Origin of the sequence: Cellulomonas sp. APG4, from assembly GCF_009996735.1 — a bacterium.
In the GTDB taxonomy this organism is placed as follows: domain Bacteria; phylum Actinomycetota; class Actinomycetes; order Actinomycetales; family Cellulomonadaceae; genus Actinotalea.
Genome location: NZ_JAACYI010000016.1, coordinates 1 through 24599 on the forward strand (window position 1 = coordinate 1; position 24599 = coordinate 24599).

At 74.2% G+C, this 24599-nt stretch carries 20 protein-coding genes; 13 read left to right on the forward strand and 7 right to left on the reverse strand.

The annotated features are described in order from the left end of the window. The first annotated feature begins 241 nt into the window (after positions 1 to 241). The 7 genes from GXB85_RS12180 to GXB85_RS12210 all read left to right on the forward strand — a co-directional run bounded on the left by GXB85_RS12180 (position 242) and on the right by GXB85_RS12210 (position 8220). Positions 242 to 898, forward strand: coding sequence for a hypothetical protein (locus GXB85_RS12180; RefSeq protein ID WP_161917931.1), 657 nt, complete (start codon positions 242 to 244; stop codon positions 896 to 898). 92 nt (positions 899 to 990) lie between these two features. After that, positions 991 to 1560 carry a single-stranded DNA-binding protein gene (locus GXB85_RS12185; RefSeq protein ID WP_161917932.1) on the forward strand — a complete coding sequence of 190 codons (570 nt, stop codon included), beginning with the start codon at positions 991 to 993 and terminating at the stop codon, positions 1558 to 1560. A gap of 61 nt (positions 1561 to 1621) precedes the next feature. Next, on the forward strand, positions 1622 to 3304 hold the full coding sequence (gene ettA, locus GXB85_RS12190) for an energy-dependent translational throttle protein EttA (RefSeq protein ID WP_161917933.1): 1683 nt from the start codon (positions 1622 to 1624) through the stop codon (positions 3302 to 3304). Between the two features lie 64 nt (positions 3305 to 3368). Then, on the forward strand, positions 3369 to 5216 hold the full coding sequence (locus GXB85_RS12195; RefSeq protein WP_161917934.1) for a dynamin family protein: 1848 nt from the start codon (positions 3369 to 3371) through the stop codon (positions 5214 to 5216). Beyond that, a complete protein-coding gene (locus GXB85_RS12200; RefSeq protein ID WP_161917935.1) occupies positions 5204 to 6790 on the forward strand; it encodes a GTPase in 1587 nt (528 codons plus the stop codon). The genes GXB85_RS12195 and GXB85_RS12200 overlap by 13 nt, the downstream gene beginning before the upstream one ends. A gap of 68 nt (positions 6791 to 6858) precedes the next feature. Next, on the forward strand, positions 6859 to 7695 hold the full coding sequence (locus GXB85_RS12205; RefSeq protein ID WP_370524215.1) for an SMP-30/gluconolactonase/LRE family protein: 837 nt from the start codon (positions 6859 to 6861) through the stop codon (positions 7693 to 7695). A gap of 48 nt (positions 7696 to 7743) precedes the next feature. Further along, positions 7744 to 8220, forward strand: coding sequence for a thioesterase family protein (locus tag GXB85_RS12210; protein WP_161917937.1), 477 nt, complete (start codon positions 7744 to 7746; stop codon positions 8218 to 8220). A gap of 27 nt (positions 8221 to 8247) precedes the next feature. On the opposite strand, the gene GXB85_RS12215 is transcribed toward GXB85_RS12210, so the two are convergent. Beyond that, positions 8248 to 8778: a GAF domain-containing protein gene (locus tag GXB85_RS12215; RefSeq protein ID WP_202627923.1), complete on the reverse strand. Its 531-nt coding sequence runs from the start codon at positions 8776 to 8778 to the stop codon at positions 8248 to 8250. Position 8779: 1 nt separating this feature from the next. Continuing rightward, on the reverse strand, positions 8780 to 10270 hold the full coding sequence (locus GXB85_RS12220) for an SDR family oxidoreductase (RefSeq protein WP_161917938.1): 1491 nt from the start codon (positions 10268 to 10270) through the stop codon (positions 8780 to 8782). Positions 10271 to 10483: 213 nt separating this feature from the next. On the opposite strand from GXB85_RS12220, the gene GXB85_RS12225 reads away from it, so the two are divergent. Both GXB85_RS12225 and GXB85_RS12230 read left to right on the forward strand, forming a co-directional pair. Then, positions 10484 to 13153 carry a rhamnogalacturonan lyase gene (locus tag GXB85_RS12225; protein ID WP_161917939.1) on the forward strand — a complete coding sequence of 890 codons (2670 nt, stop codon included), beginning with the start codon at positions 10484 to 10486 and terminating at the stop codon, positions 13151 to 13153. A gap of 117 nt (positions 13154 to 13270) precedes the next feature. Beyond that, positions 13271 to 14692, forward strand: a complete 1422-nt coding sequence (locus tag GXB85_RS12230) for a sugar porter family MFS transporter (RefSeq protein WP_161917940.1) — start codon at positions 13271 to 13273, stop codon at positions 14690 to 14692. Positions 14693 to 14706: 14 nt separating this feature from the next. Here GXB85_RS12230 and GXB85_RS12235 read toward each other — a convergent pair whose 3' ends face one another. The 3 genes from GXB85_RS12235 to GXB85_RS12245 form a co-directional block, all read right to left on the reverse strand. Continuing rightward, a complete protein-coding gene (locus GXB85_RS12235) occupies positions 14707 to 15681 on the reverse strand; it encodes a DNA topoisomerase IB (protein WP_161917941.1) in 975 nt (324 codons plus the stop codon). Positions 15682 to 15774: 93 nt separating this feature from the next. Further along, positions 15775 to 16650 carry an acyl-CoA thioesterase II gene (locus tag GXB85_RS12240; RefSeq protein ID WP_161917942.1) on the reverse strand — a complete coding sequence of 292 codons (876 nt, stop codon included), beginning with the start codon at positions 16648 to 16650 and terminating at the stop codon, positions 15775 to 15777. A gap of 1 nt (position 16651) precedes the next feature. Continuing rightward, on the reverse strand, positions 16652 to 17053 hold the full coding sequence (locus GXB85_RS12245; RefSeq protein WP_161917943.1) for a globin: 402 nt from the start codon (positions 17051 to 17053) through the stop codon (positions 16652 to 16654). Positions 17054 to 17182: 129 nt separating this feature from the next. Here GXB85_RS12245 and GXB85_RS12250 point away from each other — a divergent pair, with 129 nt between their 5' ends. Next, positions 17183 to 17413 (forward strand): glucose PTS transporter subunit EIIB, encoded by a 231-nt coding sequence (locus GXB85_RS12250; protein ID WP_161917944.1) that lies wholly within the window; start codon positions 17183 to 17185, stop codon positions 17411 to 17413. A gap of 128 nt (positions 17414 to 17541) precedes the next feature. After that, positions 17542 to 18027 (forward strand): PTS glucose transporter subunit IIA, encoded by a 486-nt coding sequence (locus GXB85_RS12255; protein WP_161917945.1) that lies wholly within the window; start codon positions 17542 to 17544, stop codon positions 18025 to 18027. Here the strand turns inward: GXB85_RS12255 and GXB85_RS12260 are convergent. After that, positions 18003 to 19019, reverse strand: coding sequence for a mechanosensitive ion channel family protein (locus tag GXB85_RS12260; protein WP_161917946.1), 1017 nt, complete (start codon positions 19017 to 19019; stop codon positions 18003 to 18005). The genes GXB85_RS12255 and GXB85_RS12260 overlap by 25 nt on opposite strands. A gap of 274 nt (positions 19020 to 19293) precedes the next feature. Between GXB85_RS12260 and malQ the strand changes: the two genes are divergently transcribed. Both malQ and GXB85_RS12270 read left to right on the forward strand, forming a co-directional pair. After that, positions 19294 to 21426, forward strand: coding sequence for a 4-alpha-glucanotransferase (gene malQ / locus GXB85_RS12265; protein WP_161917947.1), 2133 nt, complete (start codon positions 19294 to 19296; stop codon positions 21424 to 21426). Positions 21427 to 21449: 23 nt separating this feature from the next. Further along, positions 21450 to 21965 carry a toxin gene (locus GXB85_RS12270; RefSeq protein ID WP_161917948.1) on the forward strand — a complete coding sequence of 172 codons (516 nt, stop codon included), beginning with the start codon at positions 21450 to 21452 and terminating at the stop codon, positions 21963 to 21965. 20 nt (positions 21966 to 21985) lie between these two features. On the opposite strand, the gene pepN is transcribed toward GXB85_RS12270, so the two are convergent. Then, positions 21986 to 24586 carry an aminopeptidase N gene (gene pepN / locus GXB85_RS12275; protein WP_161917949.1) on the reverse strand — a complete coding sequence of 867 codons (2601 nt, stop codon included), beginning with the start codon at positions 24584 to 24586 and terminating at the stop codon, positions 21986 to 21988. Between the last annotated feature and the right edge of the window lie 13 nt (positions 24587 to 24599).

The window sequence follows — 24599 nt, forward strand, 5'->3', positions numbered from 1 at the left end:
GGCGTCCTCGTCCCTGAGATCTCGGGTGACCCGCGCTGGCCGGCGTGGCGGGCCGCCGCGTCTTCCTCCCGGGTCCGCTCGGCGGCGGCTTCTCCCCCCCCCGGCGCCGAGACCCCGCCTCCCGCGCTCAACCCCTACCCCGGCCGCCGCGACCCGCGCGGCCGCCGAGCTGCGCGACGCCGCGCGTGCGCTCGCGGGTACGGCGGGGGCGTCGGAGCCCGTCGACCTGCCGGTCGGGCGCGTGGTCGACGAGCTCGCGACGGCGGTTGGGCTCGACGGGGTCGCTCGTGCAGCAGCCGAGGTGACCGCCGGGCGGGTCGGCGCTCCGGTGGTGGGCCCCGCGCACGCCGACCGGGTCGCGCGCTCGCGCGAGCGCTGGGTCGAGGACGTCGCCCGTGGCCTGCCGTCGTCCTGGGTCGAGCGCCTCGAGACGGACCTGGCGACCGGCGACGAGCTGCGGGTGGCGATCGACGCGCGGCTCGGTGACGTCCAGCTCCCGCGCGTGCCGACGGGGGCGCGCACGGTGCTGCGCGCGCTCGCGGCCGTCGTGGGGCTCGCCGCGCTCGTGGTGATCGGCGTGTGCGTGGGAGCGGTGGTCGGCGCGGGGCGCTGGACCGACACCGCGACGCTGCTGGCCGGGCTCGCCGCAGGAGGCGGTGCGCTCGCCGCGCTGCTGCTCACGGCCGGGCGGGCCGTCACCCGCCGGCGCGGACGACGGCGCGCGGCCGCGGTGGTCACCGAGGTGCGGTCGCGCCTGACCGAGGTGGTCGAGGCACGTCTCGTGGCACCGTCGCGTGAGGTGCTGGCCGCGCACCGCGCGGTGCGGGAGGTCGCCGCCGACGTCCCTACCGACGACGCCTCCGCCGCCGACACGTCCACGGCCCCCGCCGGCACCTGACCGTCCACAGGCCGGCGGGTCCTCCTCGCCACCCCGTCCGGCTCGTCGTCAGGCTCGGCGCGAGCCGGACGGTCCGGCACGGGGAGGGAACCATGAGCAGGGACGGTCTTCAGGTCACGGTGGTCGGCTGGGCCGCGTCCACGCCGCGCGAGGTCGTGGGGCAGGGGGTCGCGTTCACGAGCTTCCGGGTCGCGACGACGCCGCGGTGGTACGACACCAAGCAGGGCGCGTGGGCCGACGGGCGCACCGAGTGGTTCACGGTCAAGGCGTTCCGCGAGGCCGCGTTCAACATCGCGGCCTCGATCCACAAGGGCCAGCCCGTGATCGTGCACGGACGGCTGCGGACCGAGGAGTGGGTGGGGGAGAACGGTCCGCGCACGGCGTCGGTGATCGACGCCTCGGCCGTGGGGCACGACCTGATGCGCGGCACGGCGAAGTTCGCGCGCCGGATCCACGCGGGCGACGGCGAGGGGTCGGTCGAGCGCGAGGAGAGGGCCCCGGTGGACGACCCGTGGAGCACGTCGCCCGCGCCGTCGGTCGACGGGCCGCCCGAGCCGCCCGGGACCGACGAGGTGGGCGAGCCCGTCGGCCCGACCGGCCTGGCGGACGAGGTGGCGGAGGGCGGACGGGCGGAGGAGCCCCGCCCCGTCGGGACGCCGTAGGCTGGCCGCTGGCCCCGGCGCGCCCCGCGCCTCCCGCACGACCGTTGGAGCAGACCCGATCGTGGCTGAGTTCATCTACACCATGTACAAGGCGCGCAAGGCGCACGGCGACAAGGTGATCCTCGACGACGTCACCATGAGCTTCTACCCAGGGGCCAAGATCGGCGTGGTCGGCCCCAACGGCGCGGGGAAGTCGACGATCCTCAAGATCATGGCCGGCCTCGACCAGCCCTCGAACGGCGAGGCGCGGCTGTCGCCCGGCTACACCGTGGGGATCCTGCTCCAGGAGCCGCCGCTCGACGAGTCGAAGACGGTGCTGGGCAACGTCGAGGACGGCGTGCGCGAGATCAAGGACAAGCTCGACCGGTTCAACCAGATCTCCGAGGAGATGGCGCAGCCGGACGCCGACTACGACGCGCTGCTCGAGGAGATGGGCAAGCTCCAGGAGGAGATCGACGCGGCCAACGCGTGGGACCTGGACTCGCAGCTCGAGCAGGCGATGGACGCGCTGCGCTGCCCGCCGCCGGACGCCGACGTGTCGGTGCTCTCCGGCGGTGAGCGGCGTCGCGTCGCGCTGTGCAAGCTGCTGCTCGAGAAGCCCGACCTCCTGCTCCTCGACGAGCCCACGAACCACCTGGACGCCGAGAGCGTGCTGTGGCTCGAGCAGCACCTGTCGCAGTACGAGGGTGCCGTGCTGGCCGTGACCCACGACCGGTACTTCCTCGACCACGTCGCGCAGTGGATCGCCGAGGTGGACCGCGGACGCCTCTACCCCTACGAGGGCAACTACTCGACGTACCTCGAGAAGAAGCAGGCGCGTCTCGACGTGCAGGGCAAGAAGGACGCCAAGCTCGCCAAGCGCCTCAAGGACGAGCTCGAGTGGGTGCGCTCGTCGGCCAAGGGTCGCCAGACCAAGTCCAAGGCCCGTCTCGCGCGGTACGAGGAGATGGCGGCCGAGGCCGACCGTACGCGCAAGCTGGACTTCGAGGAGATCCAGATCCCGCCGGGCCCGCGCCTGGGCAACGTCGTGATCGAGGCCAAGGACCTGAAGAAGGGCTTCGACGACCGTGTGCTCATCGACGGCCTGTCGTTCACGCTCCCGCGCAACGGCATCGTCGGCGTGATCGGCCCCAACGGCGTCGGCAAGACGACGCTCTTCAAGACGATCGTGGGTCTCGAGCCGCTCGACGGCGGCGAGCTCAAGGTCGGCGAGACGGTCTCGCTCTCCTACGTCGACCAGTCGCGCGGCGGGATCGACCCCAAGAAGACGCTGTGGGAGGTCGTCTCGGACGGTCTCGACTTCATCAAGGTCGGCAACGTCGAGATGCCCTCGCGTGCGTACGTGGCCGCGTTCGGGTTCAAGGGTCCGGACCAGCAGAAGCCCGCGGGCGTGCTCTCGGGCGGTGAGCGGAACCGGCTCAACCTCGCACTCACGCTCAAGCAGGGCGGCAACGTGCTGCTGCTCGACGAGCCCACCAACGACCTCGACGTCGAGACCCTGGGCTCGCTCGAGAACGCGCTGCTCGAGTTCCCGGGCTGCGCCGTGGTCGTCTCGCACGACCGGTGGTTCCTCGACCGGGTCGCGACGCACATCCTCGCCTACGAGGGCACCGAGGAGAACCCGTCCGCCTGGTACTGGTTCGAGGGCAACTTCGAGTCCTACGAGGCGAACAAGGTCGAGCGCCTGGGCGCGGACGCCGCTCGCCCGCACCGCGTGACGTACCGCAAGCTCACGCGCGACTGACCGCGCTGGTCGGGACGCGTCCCGTCCTGCCGTGGGACAGACTGGCGGCAGGACGGGAGGTGGCATGGTCGACGACGGACCTGGGACGGACGACGCGGAGCAGGGGCGCGCGCTGGCAGCCGCCCTCGCGGGCCTGCGCGCCGCGCTCGCCGAGCTCAGGCTCCCGCTCGACCTGCCAGGTGCGGACGACGACCGCGCGGCCGTGCGTCGGCTCACGGCGCACCTGGACGACTACCTGCTCCCGCGCGTGCGGCAGATGGGTGCGCCGCTGCTGGCGGTGGTCGGAGGCTCCACGGGGGCGGGCAAGTCGACGCTCGTGAACAGCCTCCTGGGCACCGCTGTCACCCCTGCGGGTGTGCTGCGGCCCACCACGCGCTCACCCGTGCTGGTCCACCACCCGGACGACACCGTGTGGTTCCGCTCCGACCGGATCCTCCCGACGCTGCCCCGCGTGACCGGCCGCGACGCCGAGGGCCGGGCGCTGCGGCTGGTCGCCGACACCGCCGTGCCGCGCGGCCTCGCGCTGCTCGACGCCCCGGACATCGACTCCGTGGTCGAGGAGAACCGGCAGCTCGGTGCGGAGCTGCTCGCGGCCGCCGACCTGTGGGTGTTCGTCACGACGGCGGCGCGCTACGCCGACGCCGTCCCGTGGGACCTGCTCGCCGCCGCCGCCCGCCGCCGCGCCGTGGTCGCGATGGTGCTCAACCGCGTGGACGAGCCCGCTCGCGAGGCCGTGACAGCCGACCTGGGGCGCATGCTGACCGAGCGCGGCCTCGCGCAGGCGCGGCTGCTCGTGGTCCCGGAGTCCCGCACCGACGACGGTCTGCTGCCCGAACGCGCCGTCGCGCAGCTCGGGACCTGGCTCCGCGACGTCGTCGGCGACCCGACCGCCCGTGCCGAGATGGTGCGCGCGACCGTCGCGGGCGCGGTCGACGACCTGCTCGCCCAGGCGCCAGGCCTCGCGTCGGCGGCCGAGGCGCAGACGGCGCACGTCGAGAGCCTGCGCCGCACCGCACGCGAGGCCCACCGTGCCGCGGCGCGCAGCCTCGACGCCGCGACCTCGGACGGCACGCTGCTGCGCGGGGAGGTGCTCGCGCGCTGGCAGGAGTTCGTGGGCACCGGCGAGCTGCTGCGCGCCGTCGAGCAGCGCGTGAGCCGCTCGCGCGACCGGCTCACGGCGTTCCTACGTGGGCGACCGGCCCCCGAGCCTGTCGCCCAGGCGATCACGAGCGGCCTCGTCGACCTGGTCGTCGACGCCGCCGACACCGCAGCCGAGCGCACGACGTCGGCGTGGCGGGCCGACCCTGCCGGCCGTGCCCTGCTGCACGGACCCGACCTCGGGCGGTCCTCGACGGACCTTCGACCGCGCATCGCCGAGGAGGTCCGTGCGTGGCAGAAGCGCGTGCTCGAGCTCGTCGCGACCGAGGGTGCCGACAAGCGGTTCACGGCGCGCGCGCTCTCGTTCGGCGTGAACGGGCTCGGCGCCGCGCTCATGGTCGCGATCTTCGCGTCCACCGGAGGGCTCACCGCGGCCGAGGTCGGCGTCGCCGGCGGCACCGCGGTGCTCGCGCAGCGCCTGCTCGAGGCGGTGTTCGGCGACGACGCCGTGCGCAGGCTCACCAGGACCGCGCAGCAGGACCTCACGGCCCGTCTCGACGCCCTGCTCGACGTCGAGGTCGCACGGTTCACGACGACCCTCGACGCGCTCGACCTCGCGCCCGACCAGGGCGCCCGGCTGCGAGCCGCCGGCCAGGAGCTGAGCCGCGCGGCGCGCGCCCTCGCCCCCGCGGAGGGTGCCGCGGAGCGCGTCGCACCCGCCCGCGGCGCTGCGCCGTCGTCGGCGGACGATGCGACCGCCGAGCCCGGTGAGGGGCGCGTCGCGCGCTGGTGGAGGCGGCTGTGGCAGGGCTGAGCCTCGGTGAGCGCCTCGACGCGCTCACGCACGCGCTCGCCGCGGGCCGCGACGTCCTCCCCGACGACGTCGTCGCCCGGGCGCGGGAGATCGAGGAACGTGCGGGTCACCGGCTCCGGCTCTCGGACGAGCACACCGTCGTCGCGCTCGCGGGCGCGACCGGCTCGGGCAAGTCGTCCCTGCTCAACGCCCTCGTCGGGAGCCCGCTCGCGACCGTCGACGTGCTCCGGCCGACCACCTCCGAGACGCTCGCGGTGGTGCGCGGCACGGGCGCCGGGGAGCTGCTCGACTGGCTCGGCGTGCGCAGCCGGCACCTGGTCGACGAGGCCGACGCGACGGCCGAGGTTCCCGGTGGCCTCGTGCTGCTCGACCTGCCCGACCACGACTCGGTGCGCACCGAGCACCGGCTCGAGGCTGAACGACTCGTGGCGCTGGTCGACCTGATGGTGTGGGTCGTGGACCCCCAGAAGTACGCCGACGCCGCGATCCACGAGCGGTACCTGCGCGGTCTGGCGCGGCACCGCGACGTGCTCCTCGTCGTGCTCAACCAGACCGACCGCCTCGAACCCGGCGAGCGGAGCGCGGTCGAGCGGGACCTCTCCCGGCTGCTGGCCGACGACGGGCTCGCGGGGGTGCCGGTGCTCGGCCTCTCCGCGCGCACCGGGTCAGGGGTCGGCGAGCTGCGTGACCGGCTGGCCGAGGCGGCGCGCCGCCGCAGGGCCGCGCGTGCGCGGACCGAGGCCGACGTCGCCGACGTCGCCGCGCACGTGCTCGCTGCGTGCGGCGAGACGACGTCGGTCCCCGGACGGGCGCGCACCGAGCTGGTCGCCGCACTCGAACGCGCCGCCGGGCTGCCGGTGGTGGTCGACGCCGTCGGTGCGTCCTGGCGACGTCGCGGTCGTGAGGCGACCGGGTGGCCGCCCACGCGATGGCTCGCCCGGATGCGGCCCGACCCCCTGCGCCGCCTTCACCTCGGCGCATCCGCCGACCCCGAGGTCGCGCGGAGCTCGCTGCCGGCCACGGGTGCCGCCGAGCACGCCCGGGCACGCGGTGCGGTGCGGGCCTACACGCAGGCCGCCGCGGCCGGTCTGCCCGAGGACTGGGCCCTCGCCGTCCACGAGGCGGCCGACACGACACCCCTGCCCGACGCGCTCGACCACGCCGTCGCCTCGACGAGTCTCGGGGTCGAGGGCCGTGCGGGGTGGTGGCGCGGCGTGGACCTGCTCCAGTGGCTGCTCGTGCTCGTGATGCTGGCGGGCCTCGCCTGGTGGGCTGTGCTCGCGGTGGCCGAGCGCCTCGCCGTCCCGCTGCCGGCCCCGCCCACGTGGGGGGAGGTCCCGTGGCCCACCGTCGCGCTGCTCGGTGGGGCGTTGCTGGGGCTGCTCATGGCGGGCGTCGCGAGGCTCGCCGTGGCGGCCGGGGCACGCAGGAGGGCCCGGCGTGCGCACGCGCGGCTGCGCACCGCCGTGGGGGAGGTGGCCGACCGCCTGGTGGTCGAGCCCGTCGACGCCGTGCGTGATCGGCACGCCGCGTGTCGCGAGGCTGCACTGCGCGCGGTGGACGGGCGAGGATGACGTCGGGCCCGCTGAGCTCGCAAACCCGAACGACGACGGTTCACGACGACGCAGGAGGACGTGTGCAGATCGACGCCGAGCAGGTCACCGAGGCCCTCACCTACCACGGGGAGGGGCCCGTGTGGTCGCCGTCGTGGGGCGGCCTGCGCTGGGTCGACATGCTCGCGGGCGACCTGCTCACGTTGCGCGACGGTCAGGTCGAGCGGCTGCACGTGGGTGACGTGGCAGCGTTCGTCCGACCCCGCACGGGGGGCGGGTACGTCGTCGGGCTCGAGCGAGGGCTCGGCCTCGCGGCCGACGTCGACGGCGTGCCCGAGCCCTTCATCGAGCTCGTCGGCGAGGGCGTCCGGATGAACGAGGGCGGCTGCGACCCGTGGGGGAACCTCTACGCGGGGTCGATGCGGTACGACACGGCACCCGGGGGTGGTCGCCTGGTGCGCGTGGACCCGGCCGGCGACGTGCGCGTGGTGCTCGACGACGTGACGATCTCCAACGGCATCGCGTTCAGCCCCGACGGCGCGCTCGCCTACTACGACGACACCCCCACCCGCCGCACCGACGTGTTCGACGTCGTGGACCGTGAGCTCGTGCGGCGCCGGACGTTCCACGCGGGTGCCGAGGGCGATCGCCCCGACGGGCTCACCGTGGACTCGGCGGGCAACGTGTGGGTCGCGCTCAACGGCGCGGGCCTGGTGCGCTGCCACGCCCCCGGGGGCGGCGTGCTGGCCGAGGTGCGTGTGCCGGCCCGGCTCACGACGGCGTGCACCCTGGGCGGTCCGGACCTGCGGGACCTGTTCATCACCACCTCGCGCGAGAACCTCGACGACCCCGAGCCCGAGGCGGGCGCGGTGTTCCGCGCGCGCGTCGAGGTCCCGGGTCTGCCCGTGCTGCCCTACGGTGGCTGAGCCCTGCTGCGCAGCCCGGCCGGTGCGCCGTGACCCGAGGAGGACCCGATGACCCGCCTGCGGGTGCCCGTGCCGCTGCGCTGGGCCGACCTCGACGCCTACGGCCACGTCAACAACGTCGAGGTGCTGCGCCTGCTCGAGGAGGCGCGCATCGCGGCCTTCTGGCGGCACCCCGAGGCGCACGAGGCGTGGCCCACGGCCCTGCTCGACGCCGGCCCCGGGGCGCCGACGCACACGCTCGTCGCGCGTCAGGAGATCGAGTACCTGCTCCCGCTCGGCTACCGCCGCGAGCCCGTCGTGGTCGAGATGTGGATCGGCCACCTGGGTGGCGCGAGCATCGACGTCTGCTACGAGGTGACCGCCACCGCGGACGGCGAGCGGGTGGTGTACGTACGTGCGCAGACCACGCTCGTGCTCGTCGACGCCGCCACGGCTCGGCCGCGCCGGATCGCCGAGGCCGAGCGCACCGCGTGGCGGCCGTACCTGGGCGAGCCCGTCGCGATGCGTCGCCGCCCGGCCGGTTGAGCGGCACGGCGCTGCGTCGCGTCCACGTCAGCTGCCGGGCTCTCCACCCGCCTGCCGCCACGCCTCCCAGGTGACCTCGGTCGCGCCCGCCGCCGCTACCCGCTGCAGGTTGCGGCCCCCGCGCGCGAACGCGGTCACCACCTGGCCGGGCGCCTCGTGCGCCGTCAGCCGTCGCGGCGCCCACACCGTGGCGCGCACGTGCACCAGGTCGAGCGCGAACGCCTCGGGTGAGCCGTCGAACAGCCACGCGCCGGCGAGCCTGCCCACGGCGTAGCCGACCTCGTCGCGCGTCCACACGAAGGCGCCGTCGGGCTCGCGCGCGAACCGGTCGAGCCTGCGAGCGGCGCGGTCGCCGTGCGCCTGCCGCACGGCGAGCACCGCGGCGTCGAGAGACGCCGGTGGCGTGTCGAGGCGTCCGCCGACGCCGCACACCCCGCGCGTGAGGGCGCGACGCACGGCACCCGCGGCGTCGACGTCGTCGAGCCGTGACCGCATCGGGGCCCGCAGCACGGGCAGGTCCGCGGAGCGCACGGACAGCGGTCGGGCGTCGGCGCTCACGTCAGCCGGACGCCTCCTCGCGGGCGAGCCGCTCGGCCTCGGCGCGCATGCCGCGCTGCATCCCGCCGAAGACGACGCCGTGGAACGGTGTCACGGCCCACCAGTAGAGCTGGCCGGCGAGGCCGTGCGGGTGGAAGGTCGCGACCTGGCGCAGCGTGGTGCTGCCGTCGGCCTCGGGGCGCACCGCGAGCTCGAGCCACGCGAGCCCGGGCAGCCGCATCTCGGCGCGCAGCCGCAGCACGCGTTCGTGCTCGACGCGCTCGACACGCCAGAAGTCGACCGCGTCGCCGGCCACGAGGCGGGTCGGGTGGCGGCGTCCACGGCGCAGCCCGGGCCCGCCGCTCAACCGGTCGAGCACCCCGCGCACCTCCCAGGCGAGGGGCCACGAGTACCACCCGCGCTCGCCACCCACCGCCTGGAGCACCTCCCACACGGTCGCGAGCGGGGCGTCGACGCGCGTGCGCCGCTCGTCGCGGTACAGCGAGCCCCCCGCCCAGTCCGGGTCCGAGGGCAGCGGGTCGCTCGGTGCGCCGGGTACCGCGGCCGAGGACCACCGCGTCGCGACGTCGGCGTCCTGGATGCGCTGGAGCGCCCAGCGCACGGCGGTGTCGAACGGCACCAGGCCCTCCGGCGGGTCGGGCACGTGCTCGGCGATGTCGTGCTCGTGGCAGACGACCTCGTGCACCAGGGATTCCACGAGGGGTCGTGCGAGCGGTCCGGGGACGGGTGTCACGAGCGAGACCCACAGGCTCGACAGGCGTGGGGTGAGCAGGCCCACCCCCACGATGACGCGGCGCCGCAGGCCCGCGACGGCGGCGTAGCGGTGCATCATCTCGCGGTACGTGAGCACCTCGGGACCGCCGATGTCGAACGCGCGGTTGACCTCGGGCGGCATGGTCGCGCTGCCCACGAGGTAGCGCAGCACGTCCCGGATCGCGATGGGCTGGATGCGGTTGTCGACCCAGCGCGGGGTGGTCATCGCGGGCAGGCGCTCGGTCAGGTAGCGCATCATCTCGAAGGACGCCGAGCCCGAGCCCAGCACCACGGCGGCGCGCAGCACGGTGGTCGGCACGCCCGAGGCGAGCAGGATCTCGCCCACCTCGGTGCGGCTCTCGAGGTGGGGCGACAGGTCCTCGTCGGGCGGGACGAGGCCGCCGAGGTAGACGATGCGGCGCACGCCCGCCTCGCGCGCGGCACGCGCGAACGTGCGCGCGGTCTCCCGGTCGCGTGCCTCGAAGCGTCGCCCGGAGCCGAGCGCGTGGATCAGGTAGTAGGCGACGTCGACGCCCTCGAGCGCGGCGCGGATCTGGTCGAGCTCGGTGGCGTCGGCCTCGGCGACCTCGACGTCGTCGTACCACGGCCGGCCCTCGAGCCGCTCGGGGTTCCGGGCGACCGCGCGCACCCGGTGCCCGGCCTCGAGGAGCTCGGGGACCAGGCGGCCGCCCACGTACCCGGTGACACCGGTGACCGCGCAGACCAAGGATTCCGACATGGGCCGACCCTAGGCGCGCGCGGGGGTGCGGGCGCGTCGAAGTCGGGGGAAGCGCTTGCCTGGATCCGCTCGGACCCGTTGACGGTCACGCCGCGACGTGACTAGCGTCACGGACGACGGGGGGTTGAAACGGTTCAAGCGAACCGTCCGGCGGCGTCGTGCGTGGCCGGCTCACCCCCTCGGGCCTCACCGACCCGAGCGAAGGATTCAACGATGAGTCTGACCGACCACCGTCGGGCACCGCACCACCGGCAGCCCGGCGCCACACCCGACCACCCCGCCCGCGGGTCCCGCGCGCGGCGCGCCGTGCGGCTCGCCGGGACCGGCACGGCCATCCTCGCCCTGACCGCGGCCGGGATCACGACCGCGCAGGCCGGCCCGCACCACGGCCCGCCACGGGGACCCGACCACCCGCACGGGATCGACGCGCCGCAGCTCGAACGCCTCGACCGGGGTCTGGTCGCCGCGAGCACCGACGCAGGTGTGCACCTGTCGTGGCGGCTGCTCGCGCACGAGGCCACGGGCCACTCGACCACCGGCCTCACGGGCACGGACTTCGCCGTCTACCGGGACGGCGAGCGCCTCGCCACGGTCACCGACAGCACCAACCTGCTCGACCCGGACGGCACCGCCGACTCGACCTACCGCGTGGTCGCCGTCGTCGACGGCGTCGAGGTGGACCGGGGGGCCGAGGCGACGCCCTGGGACCAGGCGTGGTTCGACATCCCCCTCACCCGCCCCGCCGACGGCGTCACGCCCGCCGGCGAGGCGTACACCTACAGCGCGAACGACATGAGCGTGGGTGACGTCGACGGCGACGGCGCGCTCGAGTACGTCGTGAAGTGGGACCCGTCCAACTCCAAGGACGTCTCGCAGAAGGGCTGGACCGGACCCGTCTACGTCGACACCTACGAGGCCGACGGCACCCTTCTCAACCGCATCGACCTGGGTGTCAACGTCCGCGCCGGTGCGCACTACACGCAGTTCCTCGTCTACGACTTCGACGGGGACGGTCGTGCCGAGACGATGCTCAAGACGGCGCCCGGCACGCGCAGCACGACCTACCGCGACGGTGAGGCCGTGCGCACCCGGCACGTCACCATGCCGAAGGAGGACCGGCGGGCGGGCTTCTCGCACGACGACGACTTCCGGCTGAGCGCCGAGGACTACGCCGAGCACCTCGCGGGCGTCTTCGAAGGCTGGCACGAGCACCCCGAGGTTGTTGCCGGGCGCTGGCCGGCCACGATCGAGGAGGCCCTCGGCCTCGAGCCGCGGTACGACTACCCGCTCTCCGAGGCCGACGCCGCGGCGCTCGTCGACCACTTCATCGACGTCTACGCCCCGGCGCGGAGCGGGCGCAACGACCTGCGCACGTTCGAGGGCTTCGTGCTCACCGGACCCGAGTACCTCACGGTCTTCGACGGGCTCACCGGCGCCGAGCTCGACACCGTGCGCTACGAGCCCGGACGCCACGACGACGGGCTCATGTGGGGCGACTACGCGATGTCACGCATCGAGCCCGGCAACCGGGTCGACCGCTTCCTGGCCGGCGTGGCCTATCTCGACGGGACGCACCCGTCGGCGGTCTTCGCACGTGGCTACTACACGCGTTCCACGCTGACGACGTACGACTGGGACGGGAAGCACCTGCACAAGCGGTGGCTCGTCGACTCGGGCTGGACGCCGATGGACAACCCGTTCAACGCCTCGCCGCACGGGGTCGACGGGACGGACCCCGAGTTCGGCTCCCTCACCACGCAGGGGTTCCACTCGCTCAGCGCGGCCGACGTGGACGCGGACGGTCGCCACGAGATCGTGTACGGCGCCGCGACGATCGACGACGACGGCTCGCTCCTGTACTCGTCGACGGCCGAGATGCCCGAGGGCAGCGCGGCGCCCGGTGAGGTGCTGCGCCTGGGCCACGGCGACGCGATGCACGTCACGGACATCGACCCGGACAGGCCCGGGCTCGAGGTCTTCACCGTGCACGAGGGTGGCGCCTGGGCGCCCTACGGCATGGCGATGCGTGCAGCGGAGGACGGCGAGGTCCTGTTCGGCACCTACTCCGGGCGCGACACCGGGCGCGGCATGATCGGCGACGTGCTCCCCGGGTCGCGCGGCATCGAGTCGTGGGCCAGCATGCCCGGCGGCTCGGGCGCGCTGGGTCTGCACAGCCCGACGGGCGAGCTGCTCTCGTCCGAGGTGCCGGGCACCAACCAGTCGATCCGCTGGGCCGCCGACGGCACGACCCAGCTGGTCAACGGCGCGGCGACCGAGACGGTCGTGACGCCCACGATCGACGACGTCACGCGCGGCACGCTCCTCACCGCCGAGGGCACGGCGACCAACAACTGGACCAAGGGCAACCCGTCGCTCGTCGCGGACGTGCTGGGTGACTGGCGCGAGGAGCTGCTCGTACGGACGCTCGACAGCAGCGCGATCCGCGTGTACGTCTCGACCGAGGTCACGGAGCACAAGCTCACGACACTGCTGCACGACCTCCAGTACCGGGCCGAGGTCGCCCGTCAGCAGACGGCGTACAACCAGCCGTCCTACCCAGGGTTCTACCTCGCGTCGGACACCGACTGGTCGCAGGTCCCCCTCGTCGACCACTGGGCGCCCGGCAGCGTCACGGCACTCGCGAAGGTGCTGGGGGAGTACGTCGCGTCGGGGGACGTCAGCGCGCGGCACGGTGCGCGGCTCGCGGCCCACCTGGACCGCGCCCGGAGGCACGTCGAGGGTGAGCGGGCGCGGCCCGCGGTCCGCGCGCTCGAGGCGTTCGAGCGGGAGCTCTCGCCGCGTGGGCACCGGGACCGGGTGAGCGAGGAGGCCGCCGCAGTGCTCAGGCACCACTCGGCGACGGTCCGCGCGATGCTCGACTGAACGCACCCGCCCGCGCGGGTCACCGCCCCGCCCGACCACCACGGCGTCGTCGTCGTTCCGGTGGTGGGGCGGGGCGGCCTCACCTAGCGTCGGCTCCACCGACGAGGGGGGTGCCCGATGAGCGAGGCCAGCACGGGGTCCGGGAGCAGCACGGGGACGGCCGAGCGCTACGACACCGGACGAGCGGTGCTGCTCGCCACGGTCGCCGCGCTGGGCGGGTTCCTGTTCGGCTTCGACACGGCCGTCATCAACGGCGCCGTCGTCGCGATCCGCGAGAAGTTTGGGATGGGTGCGGGCCTTACGGGCTTCGCCGTCTCGTCGGCACTGCTGGGCTGTGCGCTCGGTGCGTGGCTCGCGGGGCGCATCGCGGACAAGCAGGGTCGCATCCGCGTCATGCTCATCGCGGCGGTGCTGTTCACCGCGAGCGCGATCGGCTCGGGCCTCGCCGTCGGGCCGTGGGACCTCATCGCCTGGCGCCTCGTGGGCGGCCTGGGCGTGGGTGCCGCCTCGGTGATCGCACCCGCGTACATCGCGGAGATCTCACCCGCCTCCATCCGCGGGCGGCTCGGCTCGCTCCAGCAGCTCGCGATCGTCACGGGCATCTTCGTCGCGCTGCTGTCGGACTACGCCCTCGCGACGGCGGCGGGCGGCGCGGCCGAGCAGCTCTGGCTGGGCCTCGAGGCATGGCGCTGGATGTTCATGACCGAGGCGATCCCCGCGGTCGCCTACGGGGTCATGGCCCTGCAGATCCCCGAGTCGCCGCGCTACCTCGTGGCCCAGGGGGAGGAGAAGACCGCGCGTCAGGTGCTCGGCCAGGTCCTCAAGTCCGGGATCGACGAGCGGCTCCGCGAGATCCGTCGCACGGCGGCCCGGGAGGCGCGCTCGTCGTTCAGCGACCTGCGGGGGCCTGTGCTCGGGCTGCTGCCCATCGTGTGGGTGGGCATCCTGCTGTCGATGTTCCAGCAGTTCGTGGGCATCAACGTGATCTTCTACTACTCCTCGACGCTGTGGCAGCAGGTCGGCTTCTCGGAGGCGGACTCGCTCCAGCAGACGGTCATCACCTCGGTCACCAACATCGTGGTGACCGTCGTGGCGATCTCTCTGGTGGACAAGGTCGGTCGGCGTCCCCTCCTGCTCGTCGGCTCGGCCGGCATGGTCCTGAGCCTCGGTGTGCTCGCGTTCACCTTCGCGTCCGCGCCGATCGTGGACGGCGAGCCCGCGCTCGAGGGTGCAGCCGGGCCCACGGCGCTGGTCGCCGCGAACCTGTTCGTCGTCTTCTTCGGCGTCTCCTGGGGTCCCGTGGTGTGGGTGCTCCTGGGCGAGATGTTCAACAACCGCATCCGGGCCAGCGCCCTCGGCCTCGCCGCCGCGGTGCAGTGGCTCAGCAACTTCGCGATCTCGACGACGTTCCCCGCGCTCGCCTCGGTGGGCCTCGGCCTTGCCTACGGCCTCTACACCGCCTTCGCGCTGCTCTCGTTCCTGTTCGTGCTGAGGTTCGTCAAGGAGACCAAGGGCCGCCAGCTCGAGGACATGGAGTAGCGCCGGTCGCAGCCTCAGCCGAGCAGCTCGCGGACGGCGCGCTCGGCGCCGGTGCGTGTGCGCCGCCGCCCGATGGTCCTGCCGCGCTCCCACAGGTCGAACAGGCGGGGGTCGATGTAGGACGCCCGGCACACCGCGGGGGTGTTCCCGAGCTCCTCGGAGACCTCGCGGGCCACCTGGGCCAGCACGCGTCGTCGTCCGCGCTCGGACCGCGGGGTGTCGTGGTCCGCGAGGGCCGCCGCCGCGAGCACGGTCGCGTGCCACGTGCGGAAGTCCTTGGGCCGGGCCTCGGGGCCGAGCAGCTCCTTGACCACGTCGGCGACGTCGGTCGCCGTGACGTCGTGCCACGCGCCGTCGTCGTCCTGCCACGCGAGCAGCTCGGGGTGGTCGTCGTCGCGGTCGCGGAGCGTGCGGACGAGCGAGCGGATCGCCGGGTCGTCGACGCGGGACTCGCGTTCCTGGCCGGACTTCGCGGGGTAGCGGAACACCACGCCGTCGCGGTCGAGCTGCACGTGCTCGCGCCGCACGGTCGCCAGGCCGTAGCTGCCGTTGTCGCGCGCGTAGGACTCGCCGCCCGCACGGAAGTAGGCGTCGTCGAGCAGACGGAACGCGAGGGCCAGCACCTTGTCCCGGCCCATGCCCGGCTCGGCGAGCCGCTCGGCCACCTTGCGCCTCGCGCGCGGCAGGCGTCGCGCGACCTCGAGCACGTGCTGGTGCTTGGCGCGGTCGCGGCGGGCACGCCACTGCGGGTGGTAGAGGTACTGGCGGCGGCCGGCGTCGTCCGTGCCCATCGCCTGGATGTGGCCGTTCTCGTCGCGGCAGATCCACACGTCGGCCCATGCCGGCGGGATCACCAGGTCGGTGCAGCGGGCGACGAGCAGCGGGTCGGCGATCCGCTCACCGTTCTCGTCGAGGTAGACCCAGCCCTTGCCGGCCCGACGGCGCGTCCAGCCGGGATCGGTCGAGCGCACCCGGCGCAGACGTGGCATGCGCACAGTGTGCGGTCGCTCGTGCGGCCCGGCACGCCGAACGCGGTGGCCCGCGGGACCTTGTCCGGCCGGACCGTGCCTGCCCCGTGCGCGTCAGTCGTCCGGGAAGCGGACCATGCCCTCCTGGGCGATCGTCGCGACGAGCGCGCCGTCGCGCCGGTAGACGCGCGCCGCGCCCAGGCCCCGCCCGCCGTGGGCGCTCGGCGCGGACTGGACGTAGAGCAGCCACTCGTCGACCCGCACGGGCCGGTGCCACCACATGGCGTGGTCGAGGCTCGCGATGGACAGGCCCGGCGAGGCCCAGCTGCGCCCGTGCCGCCGCAGCACGGGCTCGAGCATCACCTGGTCGCACGCGTACGCGAGGAGCGCCCGGTGCAGCACCTCGTCGTCGGGCAGCGGGCCGTGCGCGCGCATCCAGACGAGCTGACGGTCCGTGGGCTCGGTGCCGGGCGACAGGTAGATGGGCTGCCCGACGTGCCGCAGGTCGAACGCGCTCGCCTGGGTCCAGAACGCAGCGAGGGGGTGGTCGACCCCGGCGAGCACCTCACCCGCGCTCGGCACCGTCTCGGGCTCCGGGACGTCGCTCGGTGGCGTGTCCGCGTGCTCGACCCCGGGCTGCTCCGTCTGGAAGGAGGTGATCATCGACAGGATCGGCGCGCCGTCCTGCAGCGCGTGGGTGCGGCGCGCCGTGAACGAGCGCCCGTCACGCAGGCGCTCGACGGCGAATGTGATGGGCTTGTCCACCGCGCCCGGCCGCAGGAAGTACCCGTGCACGGAGTGCGGGAGGCGGTCGTCGGCGACCGTCCTGGCCGCCGCGAGCAGCGACTGGGCGAGCACCTGCCCGCCGAACACCCGCCCGCCGGGCTTGCGCAGGCTCGTGCCCGTGAACGTGTCGGGCGCCGCGGCGTCGTCGAGCTCGAGCACCTCGAGCACGAGCTCGAGCGGGTCGCGGGGCGGGACGTCGGTCATCTCACTCCTCGAAGGTGTTGACCATGGCGTGGGCCGCGCGCTCGAGGTAGTCCCAGAGCGTCGCGTGCTGCAGAGGAGGCAGGTCGAGCGTGTCGAGTGCCGTGCGCATGTGGGCGAGCCACCGGTCCCTCGCGTCGGGGTTGACCTTGTACGGGTGGTGGCGCATCCGCAGGCGCGGGTGGCCGCGCTGCTCCGAGTACGTCGTCGGGCCGCCCCAGTACTGCTCGAGGAAGGTCCGCAGGCGCTCGGCCGCCGGGCCCAGGTCCTCCTCGGGGTACATCGGTCGCAGCACGTCGTCGCGCGCGACCTCGGCGTAGAACGCGTCGACGAGGCGCCGGAACGTCTCGGAGCCGCCGACCGTCGCGTAGAACGACTCAGGGCTCGCGGGACTCACGCGACTCATCATCCCCCACGCGCCGGGGTGCGTGCGTCGACGGCGTCCTCGCGGGTGACGCCAGCAGCGCGGTGAGTGACTACTGTGCTGTCCATCGCAGGCGGGGTCCCGCACCCGCCGCACACTGGAGGAGAACCGATGAGCAAGGCCGAAGAGATCCTCGCGGCCCTCGGCGGCGAGGCGAACGTCGTCGACCTGGAGCCGTGCATCACCCGCCTGCGGGTCGAGCTCGAGGACCCGGCGCTCGTCGACGAGGCGGCGCTCAAGGCGACGGGGGCGTTCGGCGTCGTCCGGTCGGGCCGTGTGGTCCAGGTCGTCGTCGGTCCCGAGGCCGACACGCTCGCCTCGGACATCGAGGACCTGCGCTGACCTGAGTCGCGCGCGGGCGGCCGCTCCGCCCCGGATGCCGGGCGCGACTCAGCCTGCCTAGGGTGGTCGCGCGTCGGGCTGGTGCCTCGTCCGACGCATCCGGTGCCGCGCGACGGGGAGGGTGATCGGTGCCTCGACGTGGTCGGCCCGTGCTCGACGTGGTCGCGCCGATGGCGGGGACCGCCGGGCCGCTCGCCGATGTCGAGGACCCGGTGTTCGCGGGACGCGTGCTCGGCCCTGGCGTCGCGCTCGCGCCCCTCGAGCCGGAAGAGCCCGAGCGCGTCGTCGTCGTGGCCCCGTGCGCGGGACGCGTCGTGAGCGCCTACCCGCACGCCGTCGTCGTGCAGGCGGACGACGAGCGCTCGGTCCTCGTGCACGTCGGCACGCGCACCGCGCCGCTCGTCGACGACGGCTTCGCGCTCGCGGTGCGCGACGGGGAGTGGGTCGCCGCCGGTCACCCCGTGCTCGCCTGGACGCCGGGGCGCGTGCGGGCCGCCCGGGGCTCGACCCTCACGCCCGTCGTGGCGCTCCAGGCGCGACCCGAGGACGTCGCCGTCGTGGTGGCCGACGGCGACATGGTGGGCGAGGGTCAGCTGCTGCTGCGCTGGTCCTGACCGCTCGTGGCAGCGGTACCCGTGGCGGACCCGGTGACCTCGCGCTCGACCAGCACCTCGCGGCGCGGGAGCGCGAGCGGGACGCCCGCGGCCTCGAACCCGCTGCGGATCCGGGCGCGCAGCTCGCGCTGCACCTCCCACTGCGCGGCAGGGGCGGTCTTGACCATCAGGCGCAGCGTGACCGCCTCGGCCGTGAGGTCCTCGTAGGCCGTGACGGAGGCCTCCTCGAGCAGCAGGTCGCCCAGCCGCTCGTCCGCCGCGAGCTCGTCGACGGCCCCGCGCAGGAGCGCCGTCGCCTGGTCGACGTCGCTTCCGGGCGGCACGAGCACCTCGATGAACGCCTTGGACCAGCCCTGCGTCATGTTGCCCACGCGCAGCACCTCGCCGTTGCGCACGTACCAGAGGGTGCCTGACAGGTCGCGCACCTGGGTCACGCGCAGCCCGATCGCCTCGACCGTGCCCGACGCCTCGCCCAGGTCCACCACGTCGCCGACGCCGTACTGGTCCTCGACGAGCATGAAGAGGCCCGACAGGAAGTCCTTGACGAGCGTCTGCGCGCCGAAGCCGAGCGCGACGCCCACCACGCCGGCCGAGGCCAGCACGGGGCCCAGGTCCCAGTCGTTGATGTTGGCGATCGCCGTGATGACGACGATCCCCACCACGAGACCCGCCGCCGACCGCAGCACCGAGCCCATCGTCTCCGCGCGCTGCACGCGACGTGCGATCGCCAGCGCGTCGGAGCCGCCCACGTCGATGCGCGTGCGCATGAGCAGACGCCGTGCGTGGCTGCGCACCTTGGTGCCGCCCTCGACGACCGAGCGCACGGCACGCGAGATCACCCAGCGGGCGATCGCGAGCGCGACGGCGCCGAGGACCACCGCGACGAGCGACTGGAGCGGGGCGCCGACGAGCCACTCGAAGGCCTCGCCGGACTTGTCGGCGACGTCGTCGAGGCCCGGGCCGGTGGTGGGTTCGGGGGACTGCATCCGCATCCCGGCAGGCTAGCCGCCGTGCGGCGGGGCGTCAGATCCGTCCGCCACGCGCCACCGGTCGCCATCCGCCCCGTGCCCACCCGGCCACCCCTCAGCGGGTGTGGAGCGATTCCGTGCCCGACACGCCGGTCGACCCGTCGGGAACGCTCCGCACGCGTCGGGAACGCTCCACACGGGCCCGGGAAGGCTCCACACGGGCCCGGGACGGCTCCGCACGGGCTCGCGGGGGGGCGTCCGACCAGCCAGGTCGGCGTGCCTCTGGCAGGATCGGTGCGTGGCTGAGAACCCGACCGACGCCCTGCCCGCGCCCCTGCTGGCACTGGCCGCTCGGCACGGTGTCGTGCCCGACTTCTGGGACTTCGCGGGGGGCCACCGCGCCGTGCCCGAGCAGACCCTCGTGGCCGTGCTGGGCGCGTTGGGCGTCGACGCGTCGACCCCGGAGCGGGTCGAGGTCGCGCTGGCCGACGCCGACGACGAGCCGTGGCGGCGCATGCTGCCGCCCGTGGTCGTGCTCCGTGCGGGCCAGCGCCCGCACGTCCCGGTGCACGTGGACCACGGCGACCCGGTCGAGGCCCGCCTCGAGCTCGACCCCGAGGCAGGCGGCGGCGAGCGGCACGTCGAGCAGGTGGACGTCTACGTGCCTCCGCGCACGGTGGACGGACGGCTCGTGGGGCGTGCGACGCTCGAGATCCCGGACGACCTGCCGCTCGGCTGGCACACCCTCGTGGTCGAGAGCGCAGGCACGACGGCGCGCTGCACCGTGGTCGTGACCCCGCAGCGGCTCGAGCTGGGGCCGGGCCTCACCGAGCGCCGCGCCTGGGGCTTCATGACCCAGCTCTACTCAGTGCGGTCGCGGCGCTCGTGGGGCGTCGGGGACCTCGCCGACCTTCGCGACATCGCGTGGCTCGCGGGGCGTCGCTGCGGTGCCGACTTCGTGCTGATCAACCCGTTGCATGCCGCCGAGCCCGTACCGCCGCTGACGCCGTCGCCGTACCTGCCGACCACGCGGCGCTTCATGGACCCGCAGTACATCCGCGTCGAGGACGTCCCCGAGGTCGCGTACCTGCCGGTCGCCGAGCGGTCGCTCATCGAGTGGCAGGCCGAGGTCGCGAGGCCGCTGAGCACCGAGCCGGGCCCGATCGAGCGTGATCCTGCCTGGTCGGCGAAGCGGACTGCGCTCGAGATCGTCTTCGCGGCGCCGCGGGCGGCGGCGCGCGAGGCCGCGTTCCGCTCCTTCCGGGCCGAGCAGGGTCAGGGGCTCGAGGAGTTCGCGACCTGGTGCGCGATCACCGAGCACTTCGGCGACGAGGCGTGGCCCGAGGGTGCGGACGACGTCGGCTCCGACGTGGTGCGGCGGCTGCGTGAGCAGCTCGCCGACCGGGTGACCTTCTACTGCTGGCTGCAGTGGGTCGCCGACGAGCAGCTCGCCACGGCGCAGCGCGCCGCACGCGCCGGCGGGATGCGCATCGGCGTGATGCACGACCTCGCCGTCGGCGTGCACCCCGAGGGTGCCGACGCGTGGGCCATGCGCGACGTGCTCGCACAGCGCGTCTCCGTGGGCGCGCCGCCGGACATGTACAACCAGCAGGGCCAGGACTGGTCGCAGCCGCCCTGGCGTCCCGACGCGCTCGCGCGCGCCGCCTACCGTCCCTACCGCGACATGCTGCGCACCGTGCTGCGGCATGCGGGAGCGATCCGCATCGACCACGTCATCGGCCTGTTCCGCCTGTGGTGGATCCCGCAGGGTACGAGCGCGCGGGACGGGGCCTACGTGCGCTACGACCACGAGGCGCTCGTCGGGATCCTGTGCCTCGAGGCCCACCGCGCAGGCGCGCTGGTGATCGGTGAGGACCTGGGCGTCGTCGAGCCCTGGGCGCGCGACTACCTGAACGAGCGCGGCGTGCTCGGCACGTCGGTGCTGTGGTTCGAGCGCGACGGGGACGCGCCGATGGCGCCCGAGCACTACCGGCGGCTCGCCCTCGCGACCGTCACGACGCACGACCTCCCGCCCACGGCGGGCTACCTCGCGGGTGAGCACGTCGACCTGCGCGACCGTCTCGGCCTCCTGACCGAGCCGGTCGAGGAGGTCCGCGCCGCGGCGCGGCACGAGCGCGCGCAGATGGTGGGCCTGGTGGGTGAGCGCGGCTTCATCGGCGCCGACCCGTCCGAGCGGCAGCTCGTCGAGGCCCTGCACCGGCTCGTGATGGACTCGCCGTCGGTGCTCGTGGGTGTCTCGCTCGCGGACGCGGTGGGGGAGCGTCGTGCGCAGAACCAGCCGGGCACGGACCAGGAGTACCCGAACTGGCGCGTGCCGCTGGCCGACTCCGCCCAGCGCCTCGTGCTCGTCGACGACCTGTTCGACAACCCCCGGCTCGGGTCACTCGTCGCCGTCCTCAACGGCAGGTGACCAGCCCGCGGCGGGCTCGGGTGATGGGCACCTCCGGGGCGGGGAAGACGACCTTCGCGCGTGACCTCGCGGGTCGCCTCGGCGTGCCCCACCTCGAGCTCGACGGGCTCTTCCACCAGCCGGGCTGGCGTCCTGCGGACGACGAGACGTTCGCGGCCGACATCGCGCGGTGGGTCGCGGCGGCGCCGCAGGGCTGGGTGGTCGACGGCAACTACCGCTCGCGCACGGCCGCGATCACTGCGCTCGCGGACACCGTCGTCTGGCTCGACCACCCACGGTGGCTGGTGATGTCCAGGGTGGTGCGCCGCACGCTGGCCCGTGTCCTGCTGCGCCGCGCGCTGTGGAACGGCAACCGCGAGCGGGTGGCCAACCTCCTCACCCGTGAGCCCGCCGAGAACATCGTGCTCTGGTCCTGGCGAACGTACGGACCGAACCGCGAGCAGATGGCCGCGGCGGCCGACGACCGCTGGGTGCGGCTGCGCGGGCGGGCGGCGGCGCGGCGCTGGCTCGACCGGTTCCCGGGGGCGCCGACCCCGTAGGTGGCGCCCCCCGGACGGTGTCAGGCGCGGTCGCGCTCCTGCGCCGCGACCGCCCGGCGCACGCCGTCGCGGTTCTCGACCACGAGGCGCCGCAGCGCCGGGTGCCGGTCGCCGATCTGCTCGAGCCACGCGTCGGTGCGCGCCAGCACGTCGACGCTCTCGGGTCCCGTGAGCCCCGCGAGCAGCGTGGGGTAGAGCCCGACGACGACGTTCTGGGCGATCTCGTTGGTGCGCGTGGTCCACACCTGCTCGAGCGCGTCGAAGTACCTGTCCACGAACGGCAGCAGCAGGGCGCGGTCGTGCACACGTCCGAAGCCCGCGATGGTCGAGGTCTGCAGGGCGTTGGCGAGCGTCCCGTCGTCGACGACGGCGGCCCACGCAGCCGCCTTGGCCTCGGGCGTCGCGATCGCGGCGCGCGCCGCCGCGGCGGCGCGCTCGCCGGTCGCGGTGGGGTCGGCCGCGAGCTGCGCGGCGATCTCCGTCTCTCCCATGCGCCCGCCCGCGACGAGGGACGTGAGCAGCTCCCACCGCAGGTCCGTGTCGATGCTCAGGCCCGCGAGCTCGACCGAGCCGCCGTGGAGCTCCGCGACGGCCTCGAGCTGCGGCGGGGTCGCCGCTCTCGCGGCGAACGCCTTGACGAGCTGGAGCTGCAGGTCGCTCCCGGGCTGAGCGGCACGCGCGAGCGCGAGCAGCGTGTCCGCGGCGCGCGTCGCGGTCTCGGCACGGTGCTCGGGTGCGACGTACAGGTCGAGCGTCGTGGCGAGCTGCCGCAGCAGCACGAGCACCACCGTCGAGTCCGTCTCGTACGCGATGTTCGCGAGCACCAGGTCCACGAAGGTCCGCGCGGCGAGCTCGCCGTCGCGCGCCATGTCCCACGCCGCACCCCACACGAGGGTGCGCGGGAGGGACTCGGTGAACGTGTGCAGGTGCTCGGTCGCGACCGCGAGCGACGCCTCGTCGAGGCGCACCTTGGCGTACGCGAGGTCGTCGTCGTTGACGAGCACCAGGTCGGGGCGCGGGCGTCCCACGAGCTCGGGCACCTCGGTGCGGGCACCGTCCACGTCGAGCTCGACGCGTACCACGCGGGCCAGGCGCGGGCGCCCGTCGGGCCCCTCGACCAGATCGTACCCGCCGACGGCGAGCCGGTGCGGGCGCTGCACCGGGTGCGCGTCGGGCACCTCCTGACGCACCGCGAAGGAGGTGATGACGCCGTCGTCGTCCGTCTCGATCTCGGGACGCAGCAGCGTCACGCCGGCCTGCTGGAGCCAGAGCTCGGACCAGCCCGACAGGTCGCGGCCGCTCTCGCGCTCGAGCTCGCGCAGCAGGTCGACGAGCTCGGTGTTGCCCCAGGCGTGGGCGGCGAAGTAGGCCCGGACGCCCGCCATGAACTCGTCCTTGCCCACCCAGGCCACGAGCTGCTTGAGCACGGACGCGCCCTTGGCGTAGGTGATCCCGTCGAAGTTGACCTCGACGTCCTCGAGGTCGCGGATGTCGGCGACGATCGGGTGGGTGCTGGGCAGCTGGTCCTGCCGGTAGGCCCAGGACTTCTCGAGCGAGGAGAACGTGGTCCACGCCTGGGTCCAGCGGGTCGCCTCGGCGGCGGCGAGCGTCGACGCGTACTCGGCGAACGACTCGTTCAGCCACAGGTCGTCCCACCAGCGCATGGTCACGAGGTCGCCGAACCACATGTGCGCGAGCTCGTGCAGGATCGTCACCGCCCGCCGCTCGACCGTGGCCTCGGGCACCTTCGAGCGGAACACGTAGGCCTCGAGGAACGTCACGGCGCCGGCGTTCTCCATCGCGCCCGCGTTGAACTCAGGGACGAACACCTGGTCGTACTTGGCGAACGGGTACGGCATGCCGAACTGGTCCTCGTAGAACGCGAACCCGGCACGCGTGACGTCGAGGATCTCGTCGGCGTCGAGGTGCTGGGCGAGCGAGGCCCGGCACAGCACCGCGAGCGGGATCGTGCGGCCGTCACGGCTCGTGAGCTCCGACGTCTCGCGGTGGTACGGGCCCGCGATGATCGCGGTGATGTAGCTCGAGATGCGCGGCGTCGGCGCGAACGACCAGCGCGCCGACGCGGCCGTCGGGTCCCCGTCGCCCGCCGAGATCAGCAGCGGCTCGGGCGTGGGGGAGTTCGACACGACCGTCCAGTGGGCCGGCGCGGTCACCGCGAACGCGAAGGTGGCCTTCAGGTCGGGCTGCTCGAAGACCGCGAACACCCGCCGGGAGTCGGCGACCTCGAACTGGGAGTAGAGGTAGACCTCGCCGTCCACGGGGTCGACGAAACGGTGCAGACCCTCACCCGTGTTCATGTACGCGCAGTCCGCGACCACGCGCACCTCGTTCTCCTCGGCGAGGCCGTCGAGGGCGATCCGCGAGTCGGCGACCACCGCGGCGACGTCGAGCGTCCGGCCGTTGAGGACGACCTCGTGCACCTGCGGTGCGATGAGGTCGAGGAACGTCGACGCGCCGTCGGCCGCCGTGAACCGCACCACGGTGGTCGAGGTGAAGGTCTCCGGACCCGTCGTGAGGTCGAGTGCGACGTCGTAGGACTGGACGTCGACGAGCGACGCGCGCTCGCGGGCCTCTGCACGGGTCAGGTTCTCTGCGGGCACGGCACGCTCCTCG

Excerpts from the sequence above, each read along its gene's own strand:
- GXB85_RS12220 (WP_161917938.1), bottom strand. The coding sequence starts at position 10,270 with ATGTCGGAATCCTTGGTCTGCGCGGTCACCGGTGTCACCGGGTACGTG.
- GXB85_RS12230 (WP_161917940.1), top strand. The coding sequence starts at position 13,271 with ATGAGCGAGGCCAGCACGGGGTCCGGGAGCAGCACGGGGACGGCCGAG.
- GXB85_RS12245 (WP_161917943.1), bottom strand. The coding sequence starts at position 17,053 with ATGAGTCGCGTGAGTCCCGCGAGCCCTGAGTCGTTCTACGCGACGGTC.
- GXB85_RS12195 (WP_161917934.1), top strand. The coding sequence starts at position 3,369 with ATGGTCGACGACGGACCTGGGACGGACGACGCGGAGCAGGGGCGCGCG.
- GXB85_RS12270 (WP_161917948.1), top strand. The coding sequence starts at position 21,450 with ATGGGCACCTCCGGGGCGGGGAAGACGACCTTCGCGCGTGACCTCGCG.
- GXB85_RS12240 (WP_161917942.1), bottom strand. The coding sequence starts at position 16,650 with ATGACCGACGTCCCGCCCCGCGACCCGCTCGAGCTCGTGCTCGAGGTG.
- GXB85_RS12235 (WP_161917941.1), bottom strand. The coding sequence starts at position 15,681 with ATGCCACGTCTGCGCCGGGTGCGCTCGACCGATCCCGGCTGGACGCGC.
- GXB85_RS12185 (WP_161917932.1), top strand. The coding sequence starts at position 991 with ATGAGCAGGGACGGTCTTCAGGTCACGGTGGTCGGCTGGGCCGCGTCC.
- GXB85_RS12250 (WP_161917944.1), top strand. The coding sequence starts at position 17,183 with ATGAGCAAGGCCGAAGAGATCCTCGCGGCCCTCGGCGGCGAGGCGAAC.
- GXB85_RS12225 (WP_161917939.1), top strand. The coding sequence starts at position 10,484 with ATGAGTCTGACCGACCACCGTCGGGCACCGCACCACCGGCAGCCCGGC.
- GXB85_RS12260 (WP_161917946.1), bottom strand. The coding sequence starts at position 19,019 with ATGCGGATGCAGTCCCCCGAACCCACCACCGGCCCGGGCCTCGACGAC.
- GXB85_RS12210 (WP_161917937.1), top strand. The coding sequence starts at position 7,744 with ATGACCCGCCTGCGGGTGCCCGTGCCGCTGCGCTGGGCCGACCTCGAC.